The sequence below is a fragment of the Chryseobacterium sp. OV279 genome (genome assembly GCF_900128945.1).
Lineage (GTDB): Bacteria > Bacteroidota > Bacteroidia > Flavobacteriales > Weeksellaceae > Chryseobacterium.
Map to the genome: position 1 here is coordinate 780409 of NZ_FQUD01000002.1, position 12901 is coordinate 793309.

Below are 12901 nucleotides of genomic sequence, written 5' to 3' on the forward strand. Positions count from 1 at the left end.
AGCATGTTGACATAAGATTCTAAATCTGATCAACAGAAAATGAATTTAATAAATGAGCTACAGATAAATTCTGTAGCTCTTTGTGTTATAGAAATTGAAAATTAAAGCCTTATTATTATGTGATAGTATGTGTTTTTTCAGTCGTTACTGTATAAGTTTCTGAAACCACATTGTCTACAAACTTCCATTCTGCCAGTGAGCTTGCGGAAGTAAATTTCACTTGCAGATATCCTCTTTTATAGAGATTGGCATATTCCAGATCATCTATAAGTATCGAAAACGCCTGAGCCAGTTCAATAGCCTGTGTAGGATCAGAAGTAATTCCCAGATAGCCTTCCAGTCCGGGAGAAGATACGGAGCTGCAAGCCAGCTCTGTTCCGATGAAGTTTCCCTGTGCATCTGACAATTTCCCCAGCCATGCGTTGTGCGTGTCTCCTGCCAGTACCACTACTTTTTTTCCTGCCAGAATAGAGTAGAGCTGCTCTCTCTCCATGAAATACCCATCCCAAGCATCCAGATTGTAAGGTAACGTTGTAGTGATTCTTGCTATTTCCTGCGGGGTAAGTGTAGGATCATGTTGTAGGTGTCTCGTTTTAAGAACAATCAGCTGGGAAATGGTGTTTTTAAGCAGCAGCATTGTTGCAGGCTGTGCACTTCCGTATTGTTTTATTTCTGCGAGGATTTTATTTAACACCATCAGCATTTCAGCAGGCACCATCATTTTGGTCATTAAGATCTGCTGTCCCAGTACTTTCCATTTTGCGGGATCTGCATTGATCTGAGAACCCAGCCACTGCATCTGCTCACTACCGATCAGCCTTCTGCCGGGGCTTAAGAAATCAGTTTTGAAGAGTGTCTGATTAAAGTTTCCTGCAGCATCAAGATAATCTGAGTATTCAAGCTGCTTATCCCTTGCGATTACCCTTGTGTCCATCATATAAAGAGAGACAATATTTCCGAAGTTAAAGGTTCTGTAGATTCTCAGATCCTTGCCCGTTTTTAAAGGAATATATTCGCTGTAAGCCTGAAATGCTGCCATTTTTCTGACCTCAAAACTTCCTTCATTAGGCTGATGATTCTCTGCTCCGGATTTATAAGTGTCGTTGGCAAATTCATGATCATCCCAAACGCAGATAAAAGGTTTTTTCTGATGAAGAAGCATTAGATTCTTGTCTCCTCTGTATTGCCTGTATCTTTCGCGGTAATCAGCGAGGGTAAGGATTTCCTTTGCCGGTTGATGAGCTCTTCCGAGCGGATTGGTGTAAGGATTGGTTCCATACTGTCCCGGAGCGTATTCATAGATGTAATCTCCAAGATGAACCACTACATCGGCGTCAGATTGTGCTATTGCGCCATATACATTGAAAAGTCCTGCCGGAAAATTGGAACAGGAAACCACGGCCATTTTCACTTCATGTACAGAATCTGTTTTTGAAGGCAAAGTGAGCGTTTCCCCTGTGATGCTGCTTTCTTTGGTTTTAATATTGTAAAACCTGTAATAGTATTTTGTATAGGAAGGAATGTTCTGAACATCTACTGCAACGGTAAAATCATTCACTGAAGTTACATTGACCTGTCCTTTCCTCACTATATCGGAAAAGCTACTGTTTCTGCTTACTTCCCAGATAATTTCAGCATTAATACCTGTGGAATATCTTGTCCAGATAATGACTCCTGTTTCTGAGGGATCAAAACTGGCGACTCCGGTTTCAAATCCTGCATTTTTCAGATTATCCGGAGCATTTCCGATATCGGTAAAATCATCATTGGTACAGCTTTCAATTAAAGGAGCTATAAGGATTCCTCCCGCAGCCAACAATGAATGTTTAAGAAATTTTCGTCTGTTGATTGAGTTATTATTTTCCATCAATTATTTTTCCCTGCAAAAAAAGATAATTGGAAGAACAAGTCTATTAACTCAGCTTTAATTATACTTTATGATTATTTAACCGGAATAATTTTAAAATGACAGGAATTAATATTTATTAGCTTTTTTTTTAATAATTAATTATTAAAGACTTATATTTATTATCACCAAAAAAATATGACCATGACAAAAGACTTTTTAAAAACAAAGAATCTTACAAGATCAGCATTAAAAGAGATTATCGGAGGAGTGAGACCACCGATTGTTAACTGCTTTACCCTTTGCGGGCCTGGCGGCGGCGTTATTTCCAATACTCCGGGAGTTGGTGATGCCTGCAGTCCGGACAGAAAGGTTTGCTGTATCTGCTATTAATCACAAAAAAAAAGGCTGTAAAATGAATTACAGCCTTTTTTTGAATATTTTTTTGAACAATTATACGAAAGGAGCTTTCACTACTTTTGCAGGAATGTTCTTATTTCTTACCTGAATAAAAATTTCAGAACCCAGTTTGAAATGAGGTTTGTCTACATAAGCAAGACCCAAACCTACCTTTTTCATTGGAGACTGTGTCCCTGAAGTTACTTTTCCGATTACATTTCCTTCTGCATCCACTACCGGATAATCATGTCTTGGAACACCTTTGTCCTGAAGTTCAAAACCTACAAGCTTTCTCGTAACCCCTTCTTCTTTCTGTTTTGCGAAAGTCTCTTTAGAAACAAAATCTTTATCGAATTTAGTGATCCATCCCAATCCTGCTTCAATAGGAGAAGTCGTATCATCGATATCATTTCCGTAAAGACAGAAACCTTTTTCCAATCTTAAAGTATCTCTTGCAGCAAGTCCGGCAGGAACGATTCCTTCCGCTTCACCTGCATTGATGATGGCATCCCAAAGCTCAACAGCATTTTCGTTGTTGAAGTAGATTTCAAATCCACCGCTTCCTGTATAACCTGTGTTCGAAATGATCACATTGTTGACACCGGCAACGCTTCCTACGGCAAAGTTATAGTAAGGAATTTCAGAAAGATTGGTCTCCGTAAGCTTCTGAAGGATCTCGGTAGCTCTTGGTCCCTGAACTGCTAATAATGACATCTCATCAGAAGCATTGGTCATCTGAGCCCCGAATGTGTTATATTTTGAGATATGATTCCAGTCTTTTTCAATATTTGACGCGTTTACTACTACAAAATACTTGTTGTCTTCCATTTTGTAAACAATAAGGTCGTCCACGATTCCTCCGTTTTCATTAGGAAGGCAAGAATATTGAGCTTTACCGTTTTCAAGAGCATCTACATTATTGGTCGTTACAAACTGTAAAAGGTCTTTAGATCCCGGTCCTTCAATAAAAAACTGTCCCATGTGCGAAACATCGAACAATCCTGCTTTTTCTCTTACTGCAAAATGCTCGTCTGTAACACCAGAATACTGTACAGGCATTTCAAAACCTGCAAAAGGTACGATTTTAGCGCCCAAAGAAACGTGTTTATCGTATAAGGCTGTTTTCTTCATATTTAATTTTTATTTCTTTATTTTAAAGCTGTTGAAAGTTTCGTTGAATAGGTTCATATAATTTCCGTTCCAGAACTTCTGGCCACAGTTGATGGAAACAAGATACAGATCTTTGTCCTTCTGAAATGCCCTGGTGATCCAGAACAGTTTCTCCTTTTCATCAAAATATTCGTAAAAATATTCTGTATAACCTTTTCTGCCTTTGTTTTCCTTTATTTTGCTTTCCGGCTCTTCAGATTTATAAAGTGCCAGGATAAATTTTTTCATGTCTGCTTTGGGAAGTTCAAGTCCGTGATATTCTGAAATGGTAATCGCTCCAACTTCATTGGATGGGAAAATATTCACAATATCGCTGTCATTGGTAGATCGCCAGCCTTCCGGAACATTGATAGAGTAGCCGGGACTGTCATACACTTTTGCTTTCTGGGCAAAAAACAAACTTGCCGATAAAAAAGCGGATACGAGCAGTATTTTTTTCATCAGTTAAAAATGGTGTTTATATTCTTCAAGGATAATTTTAAACCACTCCGTAAAATGGCCGGGATTTTCAGCGATTTCTTTGTCAAGATCTTCTGTGGAAATGAATCTTACTTCTTCCACTTCTTCAGGGTTTAAATTGAAATCCGTTTCATGGGTTCCTACAAATACGTGGTCGAGTTCATGTTCCCAAAGACCACCTCCTACATCTGCTTTATAGATAAAATTAAACTTTTCCGAAAGCTCAGCTTCAATTCCAAGTTCCTCTTTTATTCTGCGTTTGGCTCCTTCCAGATACGTTTCGCCTTCTCTGGGATGAGAACATACTGCATTGGTCCATTGGTTGGGAGAATGGTATTTTCCGGACGCTCTTTTCTGAAGAAGCATCTCTCCTTTGCTGTTGAACAAAAAGACGGAAAAAGCACGGTGCAGAAGACCGTTGATGTGAGCCTGCTGCTTTTCCATAAGACCCAAAACTTCATCTTCAGGATTTACTAAAACTACAAATTCTTCCATTTCTACAAATGTAAGCCTTATAAATGTATTTTGAAAATTTTTAGTGAAACATCATAGGGCTGAAACGAATGATAGAGGTCATGAAAATGAAAATAACCTGAGTTTTACGGAATGTCGGTTTCATGTTTTGGATGAGTAAATATTAACTCAAAACTGCTTTTCATATTCATATACTTTCAAACCTACGTTCCCAGAACTCATCACTCATCATTTAAAACTCATCACTCTTTAATAATGTACCGATACGGATCAAAAGTGCAGACAGCCCTGCAAAAAACAGGACAATCCAAAAAGCATTCGTCACAACTTTCATTAAACCTAATTGAGTAACATCAATGAAAGGATAAGGATAAAATCCGGAAAACCCGCCACGAAGCAGAATATATATAAAATAGACAGCAGGATACACTGCCCACTTTGGGATTATGCGATTTTGTAAAGCTTTCTTATTCTCATACAGATACCAGTAGATTAGAACCAGAATAGGGATGATGCTGTGAAGAAGTTCATCTGCGACACGCTGCATTCCTGCAGGATTCCATGTCTGGCGTAAAAGGATCTGATAAATAAGACCTACGATAAGGATGTAAACTGTCAGAGCACTTAAAATACCTGAGTTTTCCGGTTTTGAAAGGTTGCTTCTCAAGGACTGATACGTAAAATAAAGTGCTGCGAGCAAATTCGTAAGGATGGTGAAATAACTGAAAAACCTGATTGTAGTTTCCCCGAACGTCAATTTGCTGGTTTCAAGCATTAAATAATACTGGATGGTAAGAGCAAACCAGCCCGTAAAACAGAAGAGCAGAGATAAGATTCTTTTCATAAAGAAAATGTCTTTTAAAGGTCTATAAAGATAACAGTTCGGACTTAATTTCTTACTAATTGTGAAAATGAAATTATAAATGAGAAAATTTTTAACTATAAAGGGTTAAAATGTGAATAAAATATTTATATTATACATTAAATACTAGTTTTAGTAGTAAATTTTTAACTTAAACTAAGTTTAATGCTTCGTTTACTTATAAAAGCCTTAACTTTACATCTTAATAATTACTGATGGAATTAGAATACAAAGAGCATTTAAGTCCTATTCTTAAGGACGGGGTAAAAAATTATTTAATAGACATAGACGGTACCATTACAGATGACGTTCCGAATGAAGAACCCGAAAGAATGGTTACCTGCGAACCTTACCCGGATGCACTTGAAACAGTGAATAAATGGTATGACGAAGGACACCAGATCTGTTTTTTCACATCAAGAACAGAAAATCTGAAACAAATCACCATCGACTGGCTGGATAAGCACGGCTTCAAATACCACAGCGTACTCTGCGGAAAACCAAGAGGAGGCAACTATCACTGGATAGACAACCACCTGGTAAGAGCTACACGATACAAAGGCAGATTTACAGACCTTGTAGAAAAGCAGGTAACTATTGAAGTTTTCAAAGAAGATTAAGAAAACATATACAAAGATTTAAAAATTGAATGATGAAAGTGTACGCACTGAAATTCTTTAATTTTTAAATCTTTTCACTTTTAATATCAATTGTATTTATGAAAGTTTTAGCAAATGACGGTCTGGATCAATCTGGAATTGATGCCCTGGCTGAGAAAGGGTTTGAAGTGATCACTGCAAAAGTTCCGCAGGAGTTTTTGGTGGATTACATTAATGAGCATAAAATCCGTACCCTGTTGGTAAGGAGTGCTACACAGGTAAGAAAAGATATTATTGATGGATGTCCGTCGATTGAAATTATCGGACGTGGTGGTGTAGGAATGGATAATATTGATGTGGATTATGCAAGAGGAAAAGGAATTCATGTGATCAATACGCCATCTGCTTCTTCAGAATCGGTAGCTGAACTTGTTTTTGCTCACTTATTTTCAGGAGCGAGGTTCCTTCAGGATTCAAACAGAAAAATGCCTTTAGTAGGAGATACAGAATTTGCAGGTCTTAAAAAAGCGTATACTGCAGGTATCGAATTAAGAGGGAAAACCATCGGTATCGTTGGAATGGGAAGAATAGGACAGGAGGTTGCAAGAATTGCTCTTGGATTGGGAATGAGAGTGGTGGCGGCTGATAACAATGTAGGAAAAGCTAGCATCAAAGTAAAATTCTACAATAATCAGTTCATCAATGTAGATATTGAAACTGAACCGCTTCAGGAGGTATTGAAGCATTCAGACTTTATTACCCTTCACGTTCCGGCTCAGAAAGACGGATACATGATCGGGAAAAATGAATTTGATATGATGAAAGACGGCGTTGCCATCGTGAACTGCTCAAGAGGTGGTGTTATCGATGAATCCGCTTTAATTGATGCCTTGGATTCAGGTAAAGTGAAATTTGCCGGATTGGATGTGTTCATCAATGAGCCTACACCTTCTAAAGCGATATTGAATCATTCAAAGATTTCCCTGACTCCTCACACTGGTGCTTCTACTCTGGAAGCTCAGGACAGAATCGGGCTTTCTCTGGCAGAACAGATCTCAAGTATTTTACAGATTCAGTAATCACTGAACCGAATGAAAATAAAAAAGCACCTCAATTGGAGGTGCTTTTGTTTTATATATTATTCTTGCTTTTAAGAAGATCTCTGATCTCCGTCAGCAATTGTTGGTCTGCAGTAGGTCCGGCTGGAGCAGCCTCTTCTCTTTTAACCACTTTATTGGCTCCTTTGATGATCCAGAACAGTACCATAGCGATACACAGGAAGCTGATCACAGCAGAAAGGAAATTACCGTAAGTAACGCCATTCCACGATAGTTTTGAAATATTTTCTGCTCCTGCAGCTTTCAATGCCGGATTCAGTAAAAGCGGAGTGATTACATCTTCTACCAATGAGGAAACAATTTTCCCGAATGCTCCACCGATGATTACACCGACAGCCAGGTCAAGCACATTGCCCTTGAAAGCAAAGTCTCTAAATTCTTTAACAAATCCCATAATTTATATTTTTTTTAATTAGTATACACACAAAAATAGAATTAAAAAATGTAAAAAACGTTACTTTTCAGCGTTTTTTTTATTCCACAAATATTGAATTATTGCTTGTGTTTATAAGATCTTTGAAGTGGGATTGTGGTTTCAATTAAATATTTCACGGGTAAAATAATATCAATAGTTTTTTATTAAGATGATTGGCTCTGAAGTAGAACTTTCGTAATTTGGTTAAAAGTTTGACCTCATTTTATGAAAATATTTACCGCAGAACAAATACGCCGCTGGGATGCATTTACGATTTCTCACGAACCTGTTTCCTCCATACAGCTAATGGAAAGGGCTTCCGAAGCATTAGCCGGCTGGATTTCCGAAAACTGCAAAAATCACAAGAAAATTGCCCTGTTTTGTGGCAACGGAAACAATGGTGGCGATGGATTTGCTGTTGCCAGAATATTATATATGAAAGGCTTTGATGTAGATATTTTTGTAAAATATACTAAAGGCAAGTTTTCAGAGGATGCTTCAGTGAATGTAAAGCGGCTGCGGGATCTCTCCGGGATTTCGGTCAGAGAATTCAAAGAAGCGGATCAGTATAATTTTGATGCTAAAACCGTTGTTATTGATGCCCTTTTCGGAACCGGTTTATCCAGACCTTTGGAAGGAATCTTTAAGGAATTGGTTGAAGTTCTGAATGAGGAAAACTGCATTAAAATTTCTATCGATCTTCCTTCAGGACTGCCCGCTGATCATATGCCTGAAAATGGTGCTGCAATTTTTAAAGCAGACTACACGTTAAGCTTTCAAAGCTGGAAAAAGAGTTTTCTCCACCCTGAAACAGGGAAATACACCGGGAAAGTGATCATTTTGGATATAGGACTGCATTCAGGATATCTACAGACAGAAACTACATTAGATTTTGTCATTAATGAAAAGCTTGTTGACACGATCTTTAAACCAAGAGAGGATTTTTCACACAAAGGAACTTACGGAAAAGTGACCATTGCAGGAGGAAGCTTTGGTAAAATGGGAGCAGCAGTACTAGCTACTCAATCTGCACTGAAAACCGGAGCTGGTCTTACTTTTACATTAGCACCAAGATGCGGATATGAAATTCTGCAGATATCCTGTCCTGAAGCGATGTTTACAGAAGGAGGAAAGGAATTCATAGAAAATTTCGAAACAGAAAACGATACGGTTTATGGAATCGGGCCGGGATTGGGAACCCATGAAGAAACACAGAAGACATTGCTGGATTTCTTAAAAGAATCTACTAAGCCTCTGGTTTTGGATGCCGATGCATTGAATATTATTTCAAAAGACCCTGAAAATCTGAAACTGATTCCTGAGTTATCTGTGATCACACCGCATCCCAAGGAATTTGAAAGACTATTCGGAAGTACGGAAAACTCTTTTGAAAGACTGAAGCTGGCCCGTGAAAAAGCTGCAGAATTGAATATATACATCGTATTGAAAGACCACCACACACAGATAGTCAGTCCGGATGGTAACGTATTCTACAATATCACCGGAAATGCAGGGCTTGCCAAAGGTGGGAGCGGAGATATTCTTACAGGAATTCTGACTTCTCTCATAGCGCAGGGGTATTCTCAGGAAGATGCCTGTATTTTGGGAGTATGGCTTCACGGAAGAGCTGCCGATCTGGCTGCCGGGAAATATTCCAAAGAATCAATGCTTCCTACGGATGTGATCAATACGTTTGGAAGTGTCTTTGAAGAACTGAACAGGAGAAACGGGGTGAAACTTTAGTGTTAGAGTGTTTGAGAGGTTTAGAGTTAGTGGGTTCGAAGCGCTGCCAGTTGTTGGTTCAGTCTGAAATCTGAAATCTGATGTCTGAGATCTAGCATCTTTCCCAATAGAAAAAGGGCAAATTCACTATATGTAAATTTGCCCTTTCATTTTATAATTTCCTATTAATCAGGTTTTTCGTTTTCTGCCTGAGTGATTTTGAATTTCTTAGAAATAATCATAATAACTACCCCTGCGATCATAAACGGAATAGAAAGCACCTGTCCCGTATTCAGTCCGCCGATCTGGATGAACTCATCACCCTGAGGTTCTTTAAGGAATTCTACAAAGAATCTTACAGCCCAAAGAATGATAAAGAATAGTCCGAACAACCATCCCTGCTGATATTTTTTGTTTGTTTTTCTGTATAATACCCATAACAGGATGAACAGTAGAAAATATCCCCCAGCTTCTAGAAGTTGACCAGGATAACGTGGAACGGTAGGACCGTATTCACTGCTCTGTTGTGGGAAAAGAATAGCCAATGGAGAATTAGGATCAACGGCTTTTCCTACGATTTCAGAATTGAAAAAATTGCCGATTCTTACAAAAGCACCGCCTAGAGCAACCACAATCCCGATTCTGTCATACACCCAGAAAGGATTTTTCTTAATGATCTTAAATGAATAATACAGAGTAGTGAAAATCAACGCTATTGTGGCACCGTGGCTCGCAAGTCCTGAAAATCCTGTGAATTTAAATCCGTTTTTAGTACTGATAGGTAAAAATACACTCCAGAAATCCTCTTTAAACAGTTCCGGCTGGTAAAAAATAACGTGTCCTAATCTTGCACCTAAGATGGTTCCGATCAAGGTCCATGTGAAAAGCGGCTCCAGATATTTCTGGTTGACATTATCTATTTTAAAGATTCTCAGCATTAAAACATATCCGAAACCAAAGGCGAAAACGAACATCAGGCTATAAAAATGCAGCGTAACCGGTCCCAACTGAATTCCTTTTGAAGGATCCCAGATTTTGAAAGGCGTTTCCAGCGCTACGGATTCAGATCCGGTGATGGGTTTTGCTGATTTTACAGCATATTTGAATGTGGTGATATTGTCTTTTGTAGCAGGTGTTTCGATCAGTTTGAAATTTTTATCGAAAAGCTGATATTTGAAGGTTTTGTATTTCGCTAAAGTGATAATACTTGATTCGAAATAAGCAGGTTCAAAATTGGACTCGTTAAAGATGACCAGTACATTGCTGTCCGTCGTTTTTTCTGGAAAAGCATTAAGATCAATCACCTCTGTGGTGGAATAGATCTTTACAGGAACACTGGTTCCGTTTACTTTCAGAGTTCCATCCGATAAACCTCCCGGATAATCCTGGGCGAATGCGAACTGGGTGATAAACGCAAATAAGACGAGATAAATTCTGAAAAATAGGTTACTCATTTCTATTGATTTAATAGTTTGTTACTGATTTAATTTTTTCGGTGGAACAGGGTCGTAGCCGCTGCCTCCCCACGGATGACATTTTGAAATTCTTTTGATCCCCATCCATAATCCCCTGAAAACACCATGCACCTGAAGCGCTTCCACCATATAGTGAGAGCAGGTAGGTTCGTAACGGCAGTTTTTGGGAAGTAAGGGCGAAATAAACCACTGGTAAAATTTTATCAAAATTACCAAAGGAAAACTAATGATTTTATTGAATGTAAGTTTCAAAACAATGCAAAAATAGGGTAAAAAATTTAAAATTAGTTTAATTTTGTTATAAGTTTCAGGGATTCAAAACCTGAATCTGTTCATCAAAAAAATTAAAATATCTTGAGCCAAAATACTCCATTAGCCGAAAAATTAAGACCTAAAACCCTGGATGAAGTTCTTGGGCAGGAACATCTTACCGGCGAAAAAGGCACGATCAGGAAGATGATCGAAAACAATGCCCTGAATTCACTGATTCTTTGGGGACCTCCGGGAACCGGAAAAACAACGCTGGCGGAAATTATTTCTGAAAAATCAGGAAGGAAATTTTATAAGCTTTCAGCGGTTTCTTCAGGCGTGAAGGATGTTCGTGACGTTATTGAAGATGCTAAAAAACAGAATTTATTTTCAGGAAAATCTCCTATTTTGTTCATAGACGAGATCCACAGATTCAATAAATCGCAGCAGGATTCACTTTTACATGCAGTAGAGAAAGGCTGGATTGTTTTGATAGGTGCTACTACAGAAAATCCGAGTTTTGAAGTGGTATCCGCTCTTTTATCAAGAAGTCAGGTTTATATTTTGAAAGCGTTGAGCTATGAAAAACTTGAAGAATTGATTGATACGGCTTCACAGAGATACAATAAAGACGAAGGAACTCATTTTAAAATTGTAGAAAAAGAAGCCTTCATCCAGTATTCCGGTGGAGATGCCAGAAAACTGATCAATTCAGTGGAACTGGTCCTTAACCAATACATGAACTCCAGTAAGGAAGAGATCACCAATGCAGATGTCTTGGATATTTTGCAGGAAACCATGGTGCTGTATGATAAAAACGGCGAACAGCATTATGATATTATCTCAGCTTTTATAAAATCTATGCGTGGCGGTGATCCGAACGGTGCTGTGTACTGGTTGGCAAGAATGATTGCGGGAGGGGAGGATATCAAATTTATTGCAAGGAGAATGCTGATTCTTGCTGCTGAAGATATTGGTCTGGCCAATCCTAATGCTCTGGTGATCGCGAATAACTGTTTCCAGGCGGTGAATGTAATCGGGAATCCGGAATCGAGGATTATTTTAAGCGAAACAGCGGTATATCTGGCCGTTTCTCCTAAGAGCAATTCTACCTATATGGCGATCAATGATGCGCTGGCTCTTGTAAAGCAAACCGGAAATCTGCCTGTGCCGCTGCATCTGAGAAATGCACCTACCAAACTTATGAAAGATCTGGATTACGGCAAAGAATACAAATATGCCCATTCTTATGAAGGAAATTTCGTAGACCAGGATTTTCTGCCGGAAGAGATTAAAAATGCAAAATTATACCAGCCGGGTAATAATGCCACAGAAAAGAAAATTTATGAAGAGCTCAAGAAGAAGTGGAGCAACAGATATTAAAAAAAACAAAAGGATACACTCGCGGTACCCTTTTGTTATAATATAGTTGTTAATAATCTATTTATAATTGGCTACTTTTAAGAAAAGCGTTTTCTTACCGTTATAATCTTTAACTTCTGTGCTGCCTATAATGTCACCATAAATCTTTACACTGGTGTCAGGGAACTCATAACCTTCAATAACAACCGCTGTATTTTCAGGAAGTCCGTATTGTTCGTTCAGCTGAGCAAGAGATATTCTGTCCAAACCACCAAGTCCGTTTTTGAATTTTACTTCCGTAAGACCTTTTTCGGCAAGGAAACCGTACTTTTTTAAACTTTGAGGAAGTCCAGCAGCATTTTTATAGACATTTGAACTCTGAACTATAGATTTTCTTGCGCTAAACATGTCGGTGGTACCGACAATATCATTGGCAACTGCAAACTTTACAGAAGGATTCTTCTGTGCAGATAATGCTACAGATGACAATATTAAAAAAGAATAGAGTATTTTTTTCATAACCGGGATATGTAACTGTTAAAAACTGGATAAATATAATTAATTTTTATAAAATGTGAATGAATTTTTGTGATATTTTAAATATTGCTTATAAATAAAATGTTTTATTAGGGATTTTTGATTTTTGAAATATGATAATTTAAGACAGGATGATGGAGGATGGAAGAGGGAAGTTGTGGCGGTCTGAAGGGAAAGTATAATTATCTTTTATGAATAGAACCTCCCTCATCAC

General features: G+C 38.2%; 14 protein-coding genes. 5 read left to right on the forward strand and 9 right to left on the reverse strand.

Features of this window, described 5'->3' with window-relative positions:
• Positions 1-115: 115 nt before the first annotated feature.
• Positions 116-1867, reverse strand: a complete 1752-nt coding sequence (locus BUA72_RS11305; protein WP_072922982.1) for an alkaline phosphatase D family protein — start codon at positions 1865-1867, stop codon at positions 116-118.
• 183 nt (positions 1868-2050) lie between these two features.
• Here BUA72_RS11305 and BUA72_RS11310 point away from each other — a divergent pair, with 183 nt between their 5' ends.
• Entirely contained in the window at positions 2051-2239 is a 189-nt protein-coding gene (locus BUA72_RS11310; protein WP_139222021.1) for a hypothetical protein, read from the forward strand.
• 60 nt (positions 2240-2299) lie between these two features.
• Here BUA72_RS11310 and gcvT read toward each other — a convergent pair whose 3' ends face one another.
• The 4 genes from gcvT to BUA72_RS11330 all read right to left on the reverse strand — a co-directional run bounded on the left by gcvT (position 2300) and on the right by BUA72_RS11330 (position 5192).
• Complete coding sequence (gene gcvT / locus BUA72_RS11315; protein ID WP_047448239.1) at positions 2300-3376, reverse strand: glycine cleavage system aminomethyltransferase GcvT; 1077 nt, start codon at positions 3374-3376, stop codon at positions 2300-2302.
• Between the two features lie 9 nt (positions 3377-3385).
• The gene (locus BUA72_RS11320; protein ID WP_228384027.1) at positions 3386-3856 is read right to left on the reverse strand and encodes a hypothetical protein; all 471 of its coding nucleotides are present in this window, start codon (positions 3854-3856) and stop codon (positions 3386-3388) included.
• 3 nt (positions 3857-3859) lie between these two features.
• Positions 3860-4369: an isopentenyl-diphosphate Delta-isomerase gene (idi, locus tag BUA72_RS11325; protein WP_047448237.1), complete on the reverse strand. Its 510-nt coding sequence runs from the start codon at positions 4367-4369 to the stop codon at positions 3860-3862.
• A gap of 211 nt (positions 4370-4580) precedes the next feature.
• Complete coding sequence (locus tag BUA72_RS11330) at positions 4581-5192, reverse strand: Pr6Pr family membrane protein (protein ID WP_072922983.1); 612 nt, start codon at positions 5190-5192, stop codon at positions 4581-4583.
• 233 nt (positions 5193-5425) lie between these two features.
• Here BUA72_RS11330 and BUA72_RS11335 point away from each other — a divergent pair, with 233 nt between their 5' ends.
• Both BUA72_RS11335 and BUA72_RS11340 read left to right on the forward strand, forming a co-directional pair.
• Positions 5426-5830, forward strand: coding sequence for an LNS2 domain-containing protein (locus tag BUA72_RS11335; RefSeq protein ID WP_034726304.1), 405 nt, complete (start codon positions 5426-5428; stop codon positions 5828-5830).
• Between the two features lie 98 nt (positions 5831-5928).
• Positions 5929-6888, forward strand: a complete 960-nt coding sequence (locus BUA72_RS11340) for a D-2-hydroxyacid dehydrogenase (RefSeq protein ID WP_072922984.1) — start codon at positions 5929-5931, stop codon at positions 6886-6888.
• Positions 6889-6940: 52 nt separating this feature from the next.
• On the opposite strand, the gene mscL is transcribed toward BUA72_RS11340, so the two are convergent.
• On the reverse strand, positions 6941-7321 hold the full coding sequence (mscL, locus tag BUA72_RS11345) for a large conductance mechanosensitive channel protein MscL (RefSeq protein WP_047448229.1): 381 nt from the start codon (positions 7319-7321) through the stop codon (positions 6941-6943).
• A 246-nt stretch (positions 7322-7567) separates the two neighbouring features.
• On the opposite strand from mscL, the gene BUA72_RS11350 reads away from it, so the two are divergent.
• Positions 7568-9085 (forward strand): bifunctional ADP-dependent NAD(P)H-hydrate dehydratase/NAD(P)H-hydrate epimerase, encoded by a 1518-nt coding sequence (locus BUA72_RS11350; protein WP_072922985.1) that lies wholly within the window; start codon positions 7568-7570, stop codon positions 9083-9085.
• 164 nt (positions 9086-9249) lie between these two features.
• On the opposite strand, the gene lgt is transcribed toward BUA72_RS11350, so the two are convergent.
• Positions 9250-10116: a prolipoprotein diacylglyceryl transferase gene (gene lgt, locus BUA72_RS11355; RefSeq protein ID WP_072923175.1), complete on the reverse strand. Its 867-nt coding sequence runs from the start codon at positions 10114-10116 to the stop codon at positions 9250-9252.
• 423 nt (positions 10117-10539) lie between these two features.
• Entirely contained in the window at positions 10540-10791 is a 252-nt protein-coding gene (gene yidD, locus BUA72_RS11360; RefSeq protein ID WP_047448223.1) for a membrane protein insertion efficiency factor YidD, read from the reverse strand.
• 102 nt (positions 10792-10893) lie between these two features.
• Here yidD and BUA72_RS11365 point away from each other — a divergent pair, with 102 nt between their 5' ends.
• On the forward strand, positions 10894-12171 hold the full coding sequence (locus BUA72_RS11365) for a replication-associated recombination protein A (protein WP_072922986.1): 1278 nt from the start codon (positions 10894-10896) through the stop codon (positions 12169-12171).
• A 57-nt stretch (positions 12172-12228) separates the two neighbouring features.
• On the opposite strand, the gene BUA72_RS11370 is transcribed toward BUA72_RS11365, so the two are convergent.
• Positions 12229-12669, reverse strand: a complete 441-nt coding sequence (locus BUA72_RS11370) for a hypothetical protein (protein WP_072922987.1) — start codon at positions 12667-12669, stop codon at positions 12229-12231.
• Between the last annotated feature and the right edge of the window lie 232 nt (positions 12670-12901).